The sequence below is a fragment of the Epibacterium sp. ABZ3_068 genome (genome assembly GCF_056159265.1).
On record NZ_JBSWUV010000001.1, the window covers coordinates 805,106 to 821,164 of the forward strand.

The 16,059-nt window shown below is 55.9% G+C and carries 16 protein-coding genes; 7 read left to right on the top strand and 9 right to left on the bottom strand.

Annotated elements, in window-relative coordinates:
- Positions 1 to 62 precede the first annotated feature (62 nt).
- Both ACXAEW_RS03700 and ACXAEW_RS03705 read left to right on the top strand, forming a co-directional pair.
- Complete coding sequence (locus ACXAEW_RS03700; protein WP_474940048.1) at positions 63 to 524, top strand: carboxymuconolactone decarboxylase family protein; 462 nt, start codon at positions 63 to 65, stop codon at positions 522 to 524.
- Complete coding sequence (locus ACXAEW_RS03705) at positions 521 to 1,390, top strand: sigma-70 family RNA polymerase sigma factor (protein WP_474940049.1); 870 nt, start codon at positions 521 to 523, stop codon at positions 1,388 to 1,390. The genes ACXAEW_RS03700 and ACXAEW_RS03705 overlap by 4 nt, the downstream gene beginning before the upstream one ends.
- A gap of 55 nt (positions 1,391 to 1,445) precedes the next feature.
- Here ACXAEW_RS03705 and dapA read toward each other — a convergent pair whose 3' ends face one another.
- The gene (dapA, locus tag ACXAEW_RS03710) at positions 1,446 to 2,318 is read right to left on the bottom strand and encodes a 4-hydroxy-tetrahydrodipicolinate synthase (RefSeq protein ID WP_474940050.1); all 873 of its coding nucleotides are present in this window, start codon (positions 2,316 to 2,318) and stop codon (positions 1,446 to 1,448) included.
- A gap of 153 nt (positions 2,319 to 2,471) precedes the next feature.
- On the opposite strand from dapA, the gene ACXAEW_RS03715 reads away from it, so the two are divergent.
- A complete protein-coding gene (locus ACXAEW_RS03715) occupies positions 2,472 to 4,451 on the top strand; it encodes a lytic transglycosylase domain-containing protein (protein ID WP_474940051.1) in 1,980 nt (659 codons plus the stop codon).
- On the opposite strand, the gene ACXAEW_RS03720 is transcribed toward ACXAEW_RS03715, so the two are convergent.
- Positions 4,425 to 5,291 carry a DMT family transporter gene (locus ACXAEW_RS03720; protein ID WP_474940052.1) on the bottom strand — a complete coding sequence of 289 codons (867 nt, stop codon included), beginning with the start codon at positions 5,289 to 5,291 and terminating at the stop codon, positions 4,425 to 4,427. The two genes, ACXAEW_RS03715 and ACXAEW_RS03720, sit on opposite strands and share 27 nt — an antisense overlap.
- Positions 5,288 to 5,977, bottom strand: coding sequence for a tRNA (5-methylaminomethyl-2-thiouridine)(34)-methyltransferase MnmC2 (mnmC2, locus tag ACXAEW_RS03725; RefSeq protein ID WP_474940053.1), 690 nt, complete (start codon positions 5,975 to 5,977; stop codon positions 5,288 to 5,290). Before mnmC2 ends, ACXAEW_RS03720 begins: the two co-directional genes overlap by 4 nt.
- A 60-nt stretch (positions 5,978 to 6,037) precedes the next feature.
- Here mnmC2 and ACXAEW_RS03730 point away from each other — a divergent pair, with 60 nt between their 5' ends.
- The gene (locus ACXAEW_RS03730) at positions 6,038 to 7,075 is read left to right on the top strand and encodes an NAD(P)/FAD-dependent oxidoreductase (protein ID WP_474940054.1); all 1,038 of its coding nucleotides are present in this window, start codon (positions 6,038 to 6,040) and stop codon (positions 7,073 to 7,075) included.
- Between the two features lie 99 nt (positions 7,076 to 7,174).
- On the opposite strand, the gene ACXAEW_RS03735 is transcribed toward ACXAEW_RS03730, so the two are convergent.
- From ACXAEW_RS03735 to ACXAEW_RS03745, 3 genes are all read right to left on the bottom strand, one after another.
- Positions 7,175 to 7,717 (bottom strand): NADPH-dependent FMN reductase, encoded by a 543-nt coding sequence (locus ACXAEW_RS03735; protein WP_474940055.1) that lies wholly within the window; start codon positions 7,715 to 7,717, stop codon positions 7,175 to 7,177.
- 157 nt (positions 7,718 to 7,874) lie between these two features.
- The gene (locus tag ACXAEW_RS03740; protein WP_474940056.1) at positions 7,875 to 8,540 is read right to left on the bottom strand and encodes a YiaD family glycine zipper/OmpA-like lipoprotein; all 666 of its coding nucleotides are present in this window, start codon (positions 8,538 to 8,540) and stop codon (positions 7,875 to 7,877) included.
- 156 nt (positions 8,541 to 8,696) lie between these two features.
- A complete protein-coding gene (locus ACXAEW_RS03745; RefSeq protein ID WP_474940057.1) occupies positions 8,697 to 9,569 on the bottom strand; it encodes a methylated-DNA--[protein]-cysteine S-methyltransferase in 873 nt (290 codons plus the stop codon).
- 147 nt (positions 9,570 to 9,716) lie between these two features.
- Here ACXAEW_RS03745 and nth point away from each other — a divergent pair, with 147 nt between their 5' ends.
- A complete protein-coding gene (gene nth / locus ACXAEW_RS03750; RefSeq protein WP_474940058.1) occupies positions 9,717 to 10,361 on the top strand; it encodes an endonuclease III in 645 nt (214 codons plus the stop codon).
- Entirely contained in the window at positions 10,358 to 11,347 is a 990-nt protein-coding gene (locus ACXAEW_RS03755; protein ID WP_474940059.1) for an adenosine kinase, read from the top strand. The genes nth and ACXAEW_RS03755 overlap by 4 nt, the downstream gene beginning before the upstream one ends.
- Positions 11,348 to 11,391: 44 nt before the next feature.
- On the opposite strand, the gene ACXAEW_RS03760 is transcribed toward ACXAEW_RS03755, so the two are convergent.
- Both ACXAEW_RS03760 and ACXAEW_RS03765 read right to left on the bottom strand, forming a co-directional pair.
- Positions 11,392 to 11,892 carry a hypothetical protein gene (locus tag ACXAEW_RS03760; protein ID WP_474940060.1) on the bottom strand — a complete coding sequence of 167 codons (501 nt, stop codon included), beginning with the start codon at positions 11,890 to 11,892 and terminating at the stop codon, positions 11,392 to 11,394.
- Positions 11,893 to 11,911: 19 nt separating this feature from the next.
- Complete coding sequence (locus tag ACXAEW_RS03765) at positions 11,912 to 12,394, bottom strand: RNA pyrophosphohydrolase (RefSeq protein WP_474940061.1); 483 nt, start codon at positions 12,392 to 12,394, stop codon at positions 11,912 to 11,914.
- 136 nt (positions 12,395 to 12,530) lie between these two features.
- Between ACXAEW_RS03765 and ACXAEW_RS03770 the strand changes: the two genes are divergently transcribed.
- Complete coding sequence (locus tag ACXAEW_RS03770; protein WP_474940062.1) at positions 12,531 to 14,564, top strand: FAD-dependent oxidoreductase; 2,034 nt, start codon at positions 12,531 to 12,533, stop codon at positions 14,562 to 14,564.
- Between the two features lie 129 nt (positions 14,565 to 14,693).
- Here ACXAEW_RS03770 and ACXAEW_RS03775 read toward each other — a convergent pair whose 3' ends face one another.
- Complete coding sequence (locus ACXAEW_RS03775; protein ID WP_474940063.1) at positions 14,694 to 15,653, bottom strand: IS110 family RNA-guided transposase; 960 nt, start codon at positions 15,651 to 15,653, stop codon at positions 14,694 to 14,696.
- Between the last annotated feature and the right edge of the window lie 406 nt (positions 15,654 to 16,059).

Here is a 16,059-nt window from a genome sequence, read left to right on the forward strand (position 1 = left end):
AACCAGTCACAAACGGCCACCCTATCTCGTCTTCCTCTCAACCATCTTGAAAGGAGGACGTGATGTCCCAAAGAGTGAATTATTTTGCGGTCGCCCCGGATCTGCTTCAGCCCATGTTGCAGCAGGAAGAGGTGATCAAAAACAGCGGCCTTGAAACCAGCCTCATCGAACTGGTAAAACTGCGTGCCTCACAGGTAAACGGCTGCGCCTTTTGTATTCATATGCACACCCATGATGCACGCGCCGGCGGAGAAACAGAGGATCGCATGCATCTGCTGAACGCATGGCGCGAGTCAACACTGTTTACAGACCGTGAACGGGCGGCTCTAGCTTGGACGGAAACGTTGACAGATGTGTCCGAAAGAGGCGCACCAGATGCGCTTTATGCCGCCGTCACGGTACATTTTTCTCCGCACGAACAGGTTGCACTGACCCTGTTGATCGCTGCCATCAACAGTTGGAACCGGATTGCAATCGGTTTCCAAACTCCACACCCTGTCCAAAAGGAGGCCATACCAGCTTGAACGAACAGCAAACCCGACAGACGGATCAATTCATCAAGGCGCGGCCGCGATTATTCGCGGTCGCTTATCGCTTGTTGGGCAGCTCCTCTGACGCAGAGGACATCCTGCAGGACGTCTATCTGCGCTGGCAAACCACAAACACCCAAGAAATTCGTAACGCACAAGCCTTTCTGCAAAAGACAACCGTCAACCTATGTCTGGATTTTTTGAAATCTGCCCGGCGTCGTCGCGAAACTTATCCAGGGGAATGGCTGCCGGAGCCGGTTGTGACGGAAGAACCTGTTTTGTCGCATGATGTCTCTTATGCAGTGCTTTGCACAATGGAACGGCTAAGCCCTGCCGAACGGGCTGCCTTCCTGCTGCATGACATTTTTGACGCCAGTTATTCCGAGATCGCAGAGATTTTGGAACGGTCCGAGGCAAGTTGCCGACAGTTGTCCGCGCGGGCGCGGCTCCACATAGGCCGCGACAGAACTGTCCAAACGATTGGCCGGGACCAAGGCGAAACACTTACCACGGCTTTTTTACATGCCTCAAAAACCGGTGATACAACCACTTTGGCAAAGATTTTGGCCAAGGACGCGGTTCTGATTTCGGATGGCGGCGGCAAGGCAGCAGCTGCCATAAACCCGATTTTTGGCAGCGACAAGATTATACGCCTCTGTGCAGGCCTTGCCGCCAAACATGGGTCGGAAGTGCCCTCGAATTGGCGATATTGCCACCTGAACGGTCTGCCTGCGTTGCTGAGTCATGAAACCGACGGGATATTACAAGCGACTCTGCTTGAGGTTTCCGCCGACCGAATTCACCGCATCTATGTGATACGTAACCCGGATAAAACATCGCATTTGGCCAGGCAATTCTAAGAAAAAACCAGCCCACGTGGGGCTGGTTATTCCTATCCTTCGCGATCCTTGGGGTTTAAATAATCCCAGCGTGCGCCATGGCTGCGTCGATTGCTGCCTTTGTACTGTCTTCCAGACCTGTCAACGGGGAGCGAACCTCTTCGGAACACAGCCCCAGCTTCGCCAGCGCATATTTCGCGCCGACCAAACCCGGTTCGATAAAGATCGCCTCGTGCAGCGGCATCAGACGATCCTGATATTCAAGCGCGGTCTTGTAATCGCCCGCGAGGGTTGCCGTCTGGAACTCTGCGCAAAGCTTCGGTGCCACGTTTGCTGTAACCGAAATGCAGCCAACACCCCCGTGTGCGTTAAAGCCCAGCGCGGTTGCATCTTCGCCGGACAGTTGGACAAAGTCCGCTCCGCAGGTTGCGCGTTGTTGACTCACCCGAGCCAAATCACCCGTGGCATCCTTGACGCCGACGATGCGCGGCAGTTTGGCAAGCTCAGCCATTGTCTCCGGTGTCATGTCGACAACAGAACGCCCCGGAATATTGTAAATCACAATCGGAACATCTGCACAGTCATGAAGCGCCGTGAAATGAGCGATCAGACCACGTTGGGTCGGCTTATTATAATAAGGCGTCACAACCAGCGCCGCATCCGCACCAATTTTGGCTGCAAACTCCACAAAACGGATCGCTTCGACAGTATTGTTGGACCCTGCCCCCGCAATTACCGGAACGCGTCCTGCAGCCGCTTTTACCACTTCCGCAATAACTGTTTCATGTTCGTCATGACTCAATGTCGGGCTTTCACCCGTTGTGCCAACAGGAACAAGCCCTGTTGAACCTTCTCCGATCTGCCATTCAACCAGGTGTTTGAGTGCATCCAGATCCAATTCACCGTTACGAAACGGGGTGACGAGGGCTGGCATAGAGCCTTTGAACATGGTGCGCTCCCTTACTTGCGAGTGTCTTAATCTACTATCTTCGGCGAAAATTCGCCCCGGATGGGTCCGGTCGCCCTGGTTTCCCGCGGATTTGATTTGAACCCTGCGCGCCAAGAACTATCGTCACAGGCTCTATCCCCGAGTCGCTGGAAAATGCAAGTGAAGAGACACAAACTCAGCCAGATCGCCTTAATTTCGGTGATCTCATTAGGCCTCTCCCTCCCACAAGTTGGTTGGTCAAAGGGGTTGGGCGATGCCATGGCCGCTGCGCAGGCCAAGGAATGGGACACCGCGCGGCGTGAAGCGGGGCGGCGTGATCCTTTGGCGCAAGACCTGGTTGAGTGGCACCGTCTGCGCGCTGGCGAAGGATCTGCATCAGAGGTTCTGGCGTTCCTGGAGCGGCGCAATGATTGGCCAGGTCTGGGCCTCCTACGTCGACGGAGTGAGGCCACGATTGCTCAATCGGACCACGCGACGATTCTGCGTTTTTTTAGCGCTCAGGCCCCTCAAACGCCTGTTGGCGCACTGGCCTATGCGGAAGCCTTGATCGCAAACCGCCGTGCCAAAGAGGGCAATGCGGAGCTGATCCGTGCCTGGACCACTATGGCAATGCCTGAACAGACCCACAAAGAATTCCTGAGCAAGCATGGCAAGCTTCTGCGCAGCTATCATGCAACCCGAGCCGACAATCTCTTGTGGGACGGGCACACTCAAAGCGCGGGTCGGATGCTGCCGCTGTTGGACGACGCCAATCGCGCGCTGACCGAAGCCCGGATTGCACTGCAAAAAACACAACCCGGTGTCGACGCAAAGATCGAGGCTGTTCCAGAGAAGCTGCGCAACGTTCCCGGGCTCTCCTATGATCGGTTCACCTGGCGGGATGGCAAACGCAGGCAAGCGGATGCAATTGACCTGATGATGAGCCAGAGCACCAGCGCCAAAGCGCTTGGCCGGCCAGAACACTGGTTACGTCGACGCCGTGACTTTGCCCGCCAAGAAATGCGTGATGGGAACTATGAAAAGGCCTATCAACTGGCAGCCTTTCACTTCAGCGCTCCGGATGCAGGGTATGGGTACGCAGATTGCGAGTGGATTGCAGGCTATGTGGCACTTCAATTTCTGAAAGATCCGGAATTGGCTGCTTATCATTTCGAACGTTTTGCAAAAGCAGTCGAGTCCCCAATCTCAGTCGGGCGGGGCGGCTATTGGCTGGGCCGCGCATATGGCGCCATGGGAGAGGCCGACAAAGCCTATGAGGCATTTGACAAAGCAGCCCGGTTCCAGACATCGTTTTATGGGTTATTGGCGGCAGAGGCTTTGGGAAGGCCCTTTGATCCTGATTTGGCACGGCCCCAAGTTGCTGGCGATTGGAAAAACGCCGACTTTATGAAGTCCTCGGTTGCCCAGGCAGCGATGAAGCTTCTGGAAGCCGATGAATTAACATTGGCGGAACGCTTCTTGACACATCTTGTGGAAAGCTTGCCTGCCGACAAAGCTGCCCTGGTTGGTCAGATGGCTGTTGACCTCAACGAACCACATCTGGCCGTCATGGTATCCAAGCGTGTTGCACGGCAAGGTGTGGAGCTCAAAAACGCGTATTTTCCGTTGCATCCCGTGGCAAAACGCAGTTTGCCAATGGCCGAGGAAATGACCCTTGCGATTTCTCGTCGCGAAAGTGAATTTGACCCATCCGTTATTAGTCATGCAGGGGCACGTGGACTGATGCAGCTGATGCCAGCCACCGCACAACTCGTAGCAGGAGAGCTTGGCATATCCAAAGAGCACCAAACAGGACGGCTGACACAAGACTGGAAATATAACGCCCGCCTTGGGGCGCAGTATCTGGCCGGGTTGGCAGATGAGTTCAACGGTAATGTTGTCATGATGTCGGCCGGTTACAATGCAGGCCCCCATCGCCCCAAAGCCTGGATCGAACGGTATGGCGACCCGCGCGACGGATCCCCCAACATCATCGACTGGATCGAACATATCCCGTTTAACGAAACCCGCAATTACGTCATGCGTGTCACCGAAAGCCTGCCTGTCTATCGCGCCCGCCTTGGTAAGGATCCGCTGCCTCAACCGTTCTCGGCGGAATTGGCAGGATCAACGCTTCACGCGTTCACGCCATAGGGTAAAGAGCCCCGCCCCCACCACGATCGCAGCACCGATCATGACATTCGGTTGGATCGTCTCACCAAATATGAAGACCGCGATGAGAGCCACCCATGGCAATTGCAGATAAGCAAACGGCTGAACGGCACTTGCCTCGGCCACCTCGTAGCACTTGATAAGACTCCAATGCGCCAACCCTCCCAAAACGGTTAGGAGAGCCATCCACCCGTAGTCTGGCGTTGTCATAACCTCCCAATGGAAAAGCCCTATCGGGGTCATGAAGACCATGCCCACAGTTCCCAAGTAAAAGAACGACGTATCCGGAGTGTCATAGCGCGCGACATATCGTGTCAGAAGCCCATAAAGGGCAAAGGCCAGCGCCGCCAGCAACGCAACAATCGCAGCAGGTTGAAAAACTCCAAAACCTGGCTGCAAGATTACCAAAACACCGATAAAGCCAACCCCGATTGCGGCCCATCTTCGCCATCCGACATCTTCGCCAAGCACTGGTCCCGAAAGCGCCGCGATCAGCAATGGATAGCAAGAGAATACAGCGTGGCTTTGCAATAGGCCCAGCAATGTAAACGCCAACACAAACAGGCAGATCTCAGCCGCCAAAAGGAACCCGCGCCCCACTTGAAACCAGATGCGCTTGCTTCGGGCGGTTTTTCGAATCCCTCCCGGTTTACGGGCAGCTAATGCCATCACGAACAAAGCCATGAACCAAAACCGGATCGTCACAACCATCCAGACGTTGTATTCAGACGCCAGGTGGCGCGAGATCCCATCCTGAATTGCAAAAATCGCGGTTGCGATAATCATCAACAGGATCCCGCGGCGCATGTTATTCTGTGTCATTGGCTGTCCTTAATGGCGCGTGTCATATGGCGCTTGCGGCCAAAACCTGGCGCGCGCTGCACTGCAAAGCCCGCCTTTTCCAACCCACGTCGCACAAAGCCAGCAGCGGTATAGGTCGCTGCTGTTCCTCCGGGTGCGGTATGATCCGCAACGGCCTGCATCAGATCTGCACCCCATAGTTCCGGATTCTTTGCAGGGGAGAACCCATCCAAAAACCATGCATCAGCCTTGGACTGCCACTCTGGCAAGGACTGACGCGCATCTCCGAGCACGACATTCAGGTGCAGCGTATCCATCTCGAGCACGCCATCCCCAGACCAAACCTCCAGGAACCGCCCTGCCCATGGACCAACGTCTGGGAAGGCTTCGAGCGCACGCGCCATTTCAGCAACCGTCATCGGAAAAGCTTCGAAACTTGTGAAGGCCAAAGGGGTAGTATGCCCCGCCTCTTCCCAAGCTTTCCAAACGGCCAACATATTGAGGCCAGTTCCAAACCCAAGTTCCGCAATGTGAAATCCGGGGCGAAACCGATCCGGCAAACCGTTTCCTGCCAGAAATACATGGTCGGTTTCTGCCAGCCCGTTTTGGATTGAAAAATAGGGGTCATCGAACTGGTCTGACACTGGGATCACGTCATCACGCCAGCTGAGCTGTGCCTTGGGCTCATTCGGCTTCTGGTCTGCCATCGCAAACTCCCTTACATGACGTTCTGCGCAACGGCGCGACACTGACGAAAGGGACGAGAAATGGCAATGGCAGAAGTGACCATACGTGGTGCAGGTATCTTTGGCCTGTCAATCGCCTGGGTTTGTGCACAACGCGGCGCCAAGGTTCAGGTGATTGATCCCTTTGGCGCCGGCAGCGGTGCAAGCGGCGGGCTCGTCGGCGCTCTTGCCCCTCATGTGCCGGAAAACTGGAATACCAAAAAAGCCTTTCAACTCGACAGCCTGCTGATGGCTGCGTCTTTCTGGAAATCTGTTGAAGAAGCTGGCGGCCTCTCAGCAGGATACGGTCGCACCGGACGGCTCCAACCCATTGCGGACCTTCGCACCTTGGAACTTGCACGCTCCCGCGCCGTCAGCGCAAAGGAGCTGTGGCAGGACAACGCGAAATGGGAGGTGATCCCGGCCCCGGATGACAACTGGTCCCCTCCAAGCGCCACTGGCTATCTGATCCACGATACGCTGAGCGGGCGCATGTTCCCGCGCCGCGCCTGTGCCGCACTTGTCGCAGCCCTGGCAGCCAAAAGCGTACCGATACAGATCGAGGGCCCGGATCAGGGCGTAGTTGTTCACGCCACAGGGTATGAAGGCCTAAAGACCCTTTCGGAGCAGTTCGACAAACCAGTAGGAAACGGTGTCAAAGGGCAAGCCATCCTACTGAAATTCGACGCACGCGAGAAACCTCAACTATTTGCTGACAGTTTGCACATTATTCCACATGCAGATGGGACCACTGCAATCGGTTCCACCAGCGAGAGAGAATTCGACAACCCCACCAGCACCGACACTCAGCTTGACGACATCCTCGACCGCGCAATCAAAGCCATGCCCCAACTGGCAGATGCGCCTATTTTGGAACGTTGGGCCGGTGTAAGACCACGCGCCAAATCGCGCGCGCCCATGCTCGGAGCCTGGCCGGACCAACCAGGTCACTTCATCGCAAATGGCGGTTTCAAAATCGGTTTTGGCATGGCACCCAAAATTGCAAGTGTCATGGCCGACCTAATCCTTGAGGACATCAATGCTATTCCAGATGGCTTCCGCATAGAGGACAACCTCTGATCCGGACGCCAGCGCCGCGCGCAAGCGCGGCGCCCGGCCCAAGGCCGTTCAGTGGGGCCGTTTGGCCCTACTGCGGGCGCGGGAGCCCATGCCTTTGATTTAATGCTCTATCTCACCACGCAGTTTGATCATCAGCTGCGTCAAGGCCTCAGAATAGCGTTCATTTTTCAGCCGACCGTCGTCGTCGAACTCTTGATATGAGGCCGCCAGATGCACAGCGGGACCAGCGAGCAGGCGCGGCTGGAATGGTTGCAGATAGCCGCGTAAAATGGATTGCGCCAACTCACCTCCGGCGCGTCCCGCCGCAGCTGAAAGCACTGCAACCGGTTTATCCGCCCACGGCGCTTCATCGGTACGGCTCACCCAATCCAAGGCATTTTTTAAAACGCCGGACGGTGCCTTGTTATACTCCGGCGTAGAGATCACAACCGCATCTGCCGCTGCAATTTGCGCGGCCAACGTCTGAACGGCTTCTGGAATACCCTCTGCCTCTTCAAGATCCCCATCATAAAGCGGTAAGGATAGGTTCGCTTCAATCACTTCCGCCTCACCAAAGAGACGCGCCGCCTCACGCAGCAGTTTGGTGTTGGTGGATGATTTGCGCAAAGCGCCTGAAATCAAAAGCAATTTCGGTTGTGTCATCGTTAAGCTCACATGTTGGTGTTGCGTTACAGTGAACATAACCGCCATGGCGTCGCACAAAAGGCCTGAAAAAGCGCATGTGATGTGCACAAAATCACAAATAAGAAAACCGCCCGTCTCAGGTCGGGCGGTTTCAGATCATCTGTGTTGCGCGATGTCAGGTCGCGTTGGGGATAACAACAATCTCAACCCGGCGGTTGCGCTGCTTGCCTTCAGGCGTCAGATTGCTCGCCACCGGCTGCTCTTCACCACGACCAGTTGTGATAATGCGGTTATAAGGCACGCCACCTGATTGAATCAAATCCGCAACCGCGTTTGCACGCCGTACGGACAGGGATTGGTTATAGGCAGCATCCCCGTCGCTGTCGGTGTGACCGATAACTTGAACAGAGCTGTTGGGATACCGTACAAGGCTGTCTGCCACTTTCAAAAGATCCGCACGCACAGCCGAGGAAACCTGCGAGCTGTCCGTGGCAAATGTAAGGTCATTGGGCAAAGACACGATCAAGCGATCGCCAGTGTTTACAATCGAAATATCATTGGACAGCGTCTGGCGCAGCTCCGCCTCTTGCTTGTCCAACTCATGCCCGATCACCCCACCGACCAGCGCGCCTGCGGCACCAGAGAGAACAGCGGTTTCCAGTTTGTCGTCATCTGAGGTCAGCGCGCCAACCGTAGCACCGACCAAACCACCGATAATGGCACCACGCTGGGTCTTATTTGCCTGGCCGTTTTCATCCTGAAAACGAACCGGGTCTGTACATGCAGAGAGTGCAACAGCGCCCATTAGGCCCATCGCAATGGTCAATTTTGAGCGGTTCATGATACGTCCTTTACTGCTCATCGGGCCTCAATCACCGAGACACCGCGCTTATTGTTTCCAATCATATATCATGCCGAAGCAACAAAGCCTCAAGAGAACGCGGGGAATTCTAGGCAAAAAGTCGCCACATGGGGGCCTCCGGGGAGAATTCGCTGATCACACCATGGTTTCTTCGGTTCGGGCCGCCTCATAGGCCAACATGGCGCGTTTCACTGGCAAACCCCAGTGATAGCCACCCAAAGCACCAGACTTTCGCAACGCACGATGGCAGGGGATCAACCAGCTGATAGGGTTGCGGCCCACAGCGGTGCCCACAGCACGCACGGCCTTGGGTGCGCCTGCTGCAATGGCAATTTCGGAATAGGTGGTCACATGTCCAGACGGGATTCGCAGCAAAGCTTCCCAAACCTTGATCTGCAAAGGGGCGCCGATCAGATAGAGCCGGGTCTCTCCTTCCTGAGCAAAAGCAGACTCCACCCATGCACGGAGGCGCGTTGGGTCTTCCACAAATTTCGCTTTAGGCCAGCGTGCCTTCATATCTGCCATGGCGGGCTCTGCCCCGGTTTCCGCCGCAAACGCCAAGCCGCATAGACCACGATCGGTTCCCATCGCGAGCGTTAGCCCGAAGGGACTGTCAAACCACCCCCAGAAAATTTCTATTCCTGCGCCACGACGTGCATACTCTCCTGGACTCATTGCTTCCCAGCGCAGGAACAGATCGTGAAGTCGGCCCGACCCCGTCAGCCCCACCTCATGCGCGGTGTCAATTGTGGTAAAACGATCCTGTAGCAGCGACTTTGCATGACCCAGCCGCAGATATTGCTGATACCGTTTTGGCGAAACCCCAACCCAGGCAGAAAAGATACGTTGAAAGTGAGACGGGCTCATCCCCATCTGCACCGCCAAATCATCAAGCGAGAGTGATCCCTCGCAGGCATCAATGGTCTCCATAGCACGACGCATCACTCCGTAATGATATTCGTGTTCAGGCCCTGAGGTTTTTTCCAGTTTCACTACTTGCTCCGTCATCACCGCTACCTTTCACAGCACGATCTAACGCACGCCACGCGCTGTGCGACCCGAAACCTGCGGTAAGTACACAGAATCCAGGAAAGACTGCGCTGTGCCCGCCTTTGCCGTTGCCAGACAGAGAACTACACGCCATTAAAGGCCGCAATGGCCAAGCAACTTGATTATCATACCCTTCGCGAGATTTTCACCCGGTTCCAGGACGCCGAGCCCGAACCCAAGGGTGAATTGGATCATGTCAACGTCTATACTCTTGTGGTTGCGGTTGCGCTGTCGGCGCAAGCCACAGACGCTGGCGTGAACAAAGCAACCAAAGAGCTATTCAAGATCGCTGACACACCGCAAAAAATGCTGGATCTTGGCGAAGACGGCCTAATCGAACATATCAAGACCATCGGCCTTTACCGCAACAAGGCCAAGAACGTGATCAAACTGTCACGGATTCTGGTCGATGAATACGGCGGTGAGGTGCCAAACTCCCGCGCCGCCCTGCAATCGCTGCCCGGTGTGGGCCGCAAAACAGCCAATGTGGTTTTGAACATGTGGTGGCGTCAGCCTGCGCAGGCCGTGGACACCCATATCTTTCGCGTTGGCAACCGGTCTGGCATTGCACCGGGCAAAGATGTGGACGCGGTGGAACGCGCGGTCGAGGATCATATTCCAGCCGACTTCCAACTGCATGCACACCATTGGTTAATCCTACATGGGCGATACCATTGCAAAGCTCGCAAACCCTTGTGCGGCACCTGTATTATCCGTGATCTCTGTCAATTCGAGGACAAGACCCTATGAAGACCTACCAGCTTGTTGGCATCGGCAACGCCGTTGTGGACGTTATCAGCCAATGCGACGACAGTTTTCTGGAGCATATGGGCATTGAAAAAGGCATTATGCAGCTGATCGAACGCGATCGCGGCGAGGTGCTTTACGCTGCAATGAATGACCGGGTGCAGACGCCAGGTGGCTCAGTTGCAAACACCCTTGCGGGCGCTGGTGCGCTGGGGCTTGAAGCCGCGTTCATCGGTCGTGTGCATGATGACGCGCTGGGGCAGTTTTATGCCAAGGCGATGCAGGACGATGGCGTTGACTTTGTGAACCCGCCAGTTGCCGGTGGTGAGCTGCCGACCTCACGCTCGATGATCTTTGTGTCACCCGATGGTGAGCGCTCCATGAACACCTATCTTGGCATCTCGTCTGAGGTCAGCTCGACCGACGTTCCTGCTGGCGTTGCTGAAAATGCGCAGATCGTCTTCCTCGAAGGCTATCTGTTTGATAAGGACAAAGGGAAATCCGCCTTCCGCGAGGCGGCACGCGCGGCCAAAGCCGGCGGCGGCAAAGCAGGCATCGCCATTTCGGACCCCTTCTGTGTGGAGCGTCACCGGGACGATTTCCTGTCGCTGATCGAACATGATCTGGATTATGTGATCGGCAATGAGGATGAGATCAAATCCCTGTTTGAGACCGACGATCTGGAAGCCGCATTGGCCAAAACTGCAGCAATCTGCCCGCTGGTTGTCTGCACCCGTTCGGGCGATGGTGTCACCGTCCTCAGTGAAGGCACACGGATCGAGGTGCCGGTCGAAAAGATCACACCGGTGGATGCCACCGGTGCCGGTGATCAGTTCGCGGCAGGGTTCCTGTTTGGTTTGGCGACGGGGCGCGATCTGGAAACATGCGCCCGAATCGGCTGCATCTGTGCGGGCGAGGTGATCCGCCACATCGGCCCGCGCCCCCAGACTGATGTGCGCGATCTGCTAACGGCTGCCGGATTGCTCTGAGCCTCTACAAAATCACAAGCGGCCTCCCCCAAAGGGAGGCCTTTTTAGTTTTCCTGCTCGCGCGTCCAAAGCTCTTCACGTGGCAGACATGTGCCACCGGCGTGGCATTGCAGAACCTCGCGCAAATGCTCCGGTGTGAGAGCATAAAGATCACCGGAACATGCGTCCAACGTGACAGCCAACGCGCTTCCCGACTTGCGCGCGAAGATAATGACATCGCGCCCGGACGTCGCCTGTGGGCACCAGGGGCCCAGACAGTTCAGATGCAGTGTCACATCCACAGTGACTGGAATATCAAAGCCCTTCGCACCCAAAGCAAAACCGTTCAAACGCGCTTTCACGCTCACCGGGGCACCGCCGTTTTTGCGGATTGCTCTATCTAACTGGCGATCCAACTTGCCCTGATGAAATGTTAGACGCCCCTTCAGGACATTGTAGTCTGCATTTGATTGGGCAGCGTTCAGATAGCTGTCAGTGATACCGTAAGGCAGGCAACTCAGCGCCTGAACCGCTGTGCCCCAAACCCAGAAATCAGCACAGCCCAAAGATGCCGCTTAACCGTCATCACAGATACGCTTTGAATTCAGCCAAGACGCGTTCATAGACCTCGCGTTTGAATGGGACGATGTTGTCAACCAGTTGATCCACCGGAAGCCATTGCCATGCGGAAAACTCAGGATGTGCGGTATCGATCTGAACCTGTTCGTCCTGCCCCAGAAACCGCATCAGATACCACTTCTGCTCCTGACCGCGGTATTTGCCACCCCAGAAATGCGGCACCACATCGTGTGGCAGATCATAAGGAAGCCAGCCGTTGCTCTCGGCGATGATCTCGACCAATTCCCGCCGCACACCAGTTTCTTCTTCCAGTTCGCGCAGGGCGGCTGTTTTCGGATCTTCACCTTCGTCGATCCCGCCCTGTGGCATCTGCCAGGCATCCTTGTGCCGATCCATACGCTGGCCGACAAAGACCGCCCCGGCGTTATTTATAAGCATTACCCCCACGTTGGGGCGATAAGGAAGTTTCTCGATATCTTCGGGTGTCATGGTGAAAGGCCCTCGTTTTCTTTTCAGTGTTAGAGCCTGTGCCGCAACGACACGCAAGGGGTTGACGCCGCGTAGCGAGGTGACAGCGATCTTAGTGAAGCGCAGAGTTCATTGCAACGCTAGGAAGGACCCCGCCATGACCGCCTACCCACATATGCTTGCCCCTCTCGATTTGGGTTTCACCACGTTGAAGAACCGCGTGTTGATGGGGTCCATGCACACCGGCCTCGAAGAAACAGGGGACTGGAACAGGGTCGCGGAATTTTACGCAGCCCGTGCGCGTGGCGGTGTTGCTTTGATGGTGACCGGCGGCATTGCACCAAACACAGAAGGCGCAGTTCTGCCGGGGGCGAGCGCAATGCAAACCGAGACAGACGCGACAAACCACCGTGTCGTTACGTCACGCGTTCATGCTGAAGGTGGCAAAATCGCCATGCAGATCCTTCATGCGGGGCGCTATGCCTATAGTCCGGAATGTGTTGCGCCAAGCGCAATCAAGTCACCCATCTCACCTTTTACCCCCACGGCATTGGACGAAACCGGGATCGAAAAACAGATCGCCGACATTGTAACAGCCGCCCGACTGGCACAGGAGGCAGGTTATGACGGGGTCGAGATCATGGGATCCGAGGGGTATTTCCTCAACCAGTTCCTCGTGACCCACACCAACAAGCGTAAAGACCGCTGGGGCGGATCATATGAGAACCGCATGCGCCTGCCCATAGAGGTTGTGCGCCGGGTTCGTGAGGCTGTTGGGAGTGACTTCATTCTGATCTATCGCCTGTCGATGATCGATCTGGTGCCAAATGGCTCCACCTTTGATGAGGTACTGCAACTGGCCCATGCGATTGAGGCTGCTGGCGCGAGCATTATCAACACTGGAATTGGCTGGCACGAAGCCCGCATTCCCACCATCGCCACATCGGTTCCCCGCGCTGCATTTACCTGGGTCACCAAGAAACTGATGGGCAAAGTGTCGATACCGCTTGTTACATCGAACCGGATCAATACACCTGAGATCGCCGAGCAGGTTCTGGCAAAGGGTGACGCCGACATGGTCTCAATGGCGCGCCCGATGCTTGCGGACCCGGATTTTGTCGCAAAAGCAATCCGGGGAGAAGCTGACCAGATTGCCCCCTGCATCGCTTGCAACCAGGCTTGCCTGGACCACACGTTCAGCGGCCGCCTGACATCCTGCCTGGTAAATCCACGCGCCTGCCACGAAACAGAGCTGGAAATTCGGTCGGCCCAGACGCCCAAAACAGTTGCAGTGGTCGGGGCCGGGCCTGCGGGACTGGCAGCTGCAATCACGGCCGCAGAACGCGGCCACAAAGTAACGCTGTTTGAGCAATCGTCTGAGATTGGCGGGCAACTCAATATGGCGCGGCGCGTTCCCGGCAAAGAAGAGTTCAACGGTTTGGTCGATTGGTTCAAGACAAAGGTGAAAGCACTCCCCATTGACCAACGATTGGGCACCGCAGCCACCAGCCAAGATCTGGAGTCATTTGACGAGATTATATTGGCCACGGGTGTCACCCCCCGCGATCCAAAGATCCCCGGCCAGGATCGACCAAATGTTCTGTCTTATATCGACGTGCTTCGCCACAATGCTCCGGTCGGAGACCGCGTGGCTATCATAGGCGCGGGCGGTATTGGCTTTGACGTGGCCGAGTTCTTGTTGCACGCAGACCAAGATGCGCAGATGACCGCTTCACCGCAGCTTTCTGAATGGCAGAAGGAATGGGGAATTGCCGATCCAGCAGTGCACCGCTCTGGGCTCACCCCGGATGGCCCTGTGCTGCCACGCTCACACCGGCAGATCACGCTAATGCAACGTAAGAATGAACCATTGGGCCGACGCTTGGGGAAAACAACCGGTTGGATTCACCGGGCACGCCTAAAGCGCAATGGCGTTCGCTTTCTGCAGGGGGCAACCTACGAAGAAATCACAGATCAAGGGATCACCGTTCGCACCGGCGAAACTGACATCGAGCACCTTTGTGCCGATACCGTGATCCTCTGTGCGGGTCAGCAATCAGAAACCCAATTGGCGCAAGCCCTTACGTCGAATGGACTCAAGGCACATATCATCGGTGGTGCTGAATTGTCGGCTGAACTGGATGCGAAACGCGCGATAGATCAAGGGATGCGCCTTGCTGCAAAACTGTGACTGGTTTTTCACACCATTCACGCTTTCGCGAAACCAAGTGAAGAGGTCGATTTACGCCTTTGCTAGGCACACCTGTTGACCTCATTGGATGTGGCTTCAGCACGAAACTCAGGCTAGCAACTGTATTTATCATACATTCTGAGGAGCCCAGTTTTGTCGTGATTTGACGAGTGCGTTGGCGATTGTGATGTGCTTTCGGGCGACTGCCGTGATTACGACCTTGTGCGGTTTTCCAGCAACGCGCAGACGATCGGCGAAGGTCTTGAGAACCGGATTGTGGTGACTGGCGACGAGCGCGGATTGGAACATCACATGCCTCAGCAGTCGCCGACCACCGCCGATGGTGCGCTTGCCCCGCATCGCGCCGCTGTCATGTGCGATTGGCGCAAGGCCTGTCAGCGCGGCAGCTTGCTCACCAGTGATCTGTCCGAGTTCCGGCATCTCTGCGATCAGCATCGTGCTTGCCACGGGGCCGATACCGGGAACAGAACGCAAGATGTCGGCGGTCCTTGCAAGGCTCTCATCGGTTGCAATGGTCTGTTCGATCCGGGCTTCAAGCTCAGCGATCTGACGATCCAGCAGGTTTTTCAATTCGCCGTTCATGGCTTCGAACATGTCAGCCGAACCCTGCTTGTCATGTGCCTTGATCTGAGCCAGTAGCCGCTTTCGTGTCTCGACGAGTTGACCGCGCTTTGACATCAAGGCTCTGAGAAAGCGTATCTTTTCATGTGGGATGGTGCGCCCGGCTTCAGGTCTGAAAACCATGAAAAGTGCAATCAACTTAGCGTCGTTTCCGTCCGTCTTGGCGCGCGTGCCCCGGCTCGCGGCGAAGGCCTTGACCTGCGCGGGTGGCAATTGCCGTGTCTTGATCCCCGCGGCATCCAGTGCAGCCCATAACCTCCACTCCTGTCCCCCTGTGGCCTCAAAGCACACCAATGCGCGTTCGCACAGAGCCATCTCACTCAACCGTTCATGTCCTTCGTCGGTATTTGGCAGTCGCTGACTGCAGTTGGAGGGCAAAATGTGAATGTCCAACCAATCGCGACTGACATCTATGCCGATGATTGCGTCCTGTGTTAATCTTTCCATGTTCTCTTCCTTCTGATCCGTGGTCCTGATCGGCCACATGCAACTGTTCGAGACTATGAAGAGAGACGGTGCTGGCTCGCTAGCAAACGTGGTCAACCCCACAAGGCTCAGACGCAATACACCGCCCCGTCAGCAACCTCGGCCAAGGCAGCTGACGGGGGCAACATAGCAAAGACGAGATACAGAAGGTTCAACTGGTAAAGGAGGGGGAAACGTACAACCGTCCGCTGGATCCTCGCAGCTAGATAGACCTTCTCTTTTGGAGATCCGGAGCGATAACCCTGGCCTAAGCAACTGATGTTTCTATTGTTTCCTTGTTTCCAGACCCAAAACGATATCACCTAAAACCCTTTAATTATCCCAAGCGCGCCGCGAAGTTGCCTCAATCTCACTGCATGACTTGTCC

Coding starts and splice junctions, on each gene's coding strand:
- ACXAEW_RS03700 (WP_474940048.1), top strand. CDS start 63: ATGTCCCAAAGAGTGAATTATTTTGCGGTCGCCCCGGATCTGCTTCAG.
- dapA (WP_474940050.1), bottom strand. CDS start 2,318: ATGTTCAAAGGCTCTATGCCAGCCCTCGTCACCCCGTTTCGTAACGGT.
- ACXAEW_RS03715 (WP_474940051.1), top strand. CDS start 2,472: ATGCAAGTGAAGAGACACAAACTCAGCCAGATCGCCTTAATTTCGGTG.
- ACXAEW_RS03720 (WP_474940052.1), bottom strand. CDS start 5,291: ATGACACAGAATAACATGCGCCGCGGGATCCTGTTGATGATTATCGCA.
- mnmC2 (WP_474940053.1), bottom strand. CDS start 5,977: ATGGCAGACCAGAAGCCGAATGAGCCCAAGGCACAGCTCAGCTGGCGT.
- ACXAEW_RS03730 (WP_474940054.1), top strand. CDS start 6,038: ATGGCAATGGCAGAAGTGACCATACGTGGTGCAGGTATCTTTGGCCTG.
- ACXAEW_RS03735 (WP_474940055.1), bottom strand. CDS start 7,717: ATGACACAACCGAAATTGCTTTTGATTTCAGGCGCTTTGCGCAAATCA.
- ACXAEW_RS03740 (WP_474940056.1), bottom strand. CDS start 8,540: ATGAACCGCTCAAAATTGACCATTGCGATGGGCCTAATGGGCGCTGTT.
- ACXAEW_RS03745 (WP_474940057.1), bottom strand. CDS start 9,569: ATGACGGAGCAAGTAGTGAAACTGGAAAAAACCTCAGGGCCTGAACAC.
- nth (WP_474940058.1), top strand. CDS start 9,717: ATGGCCAAGCAACTTGATTATCATACCCTTCGCGAGATTTTCACCCGG.
- ACXAEW_RS03755 (WP_474940059.1), top strand. CDS start 10,358: ATGAAGACCTACCAGCTTGTTGGCATCGGCAACGCCGTTGTGGACGTT.
- ACXAEW_RS03765 (WP_474940061.1), bottom strand. CDS start 12,394: ATGACACCCGAAGATATCGAGAAACTTCCTTATCGCCCCAACGTGGGG.
- ACXAEW_RS03770 (WP_474940062.1), top strand. CDS start 12,531: ATGACCGCCTACCCACATATGCTTGCCCCTCTCGATTTGGGTTTCACC.
- ACXAEW_RS03775 (WP_474940063.1), bottom strand. CDS start 15,653: ATGGAAAGATTAACACAGGACGCAATCATCGGCATAGATGTCAGTCGC.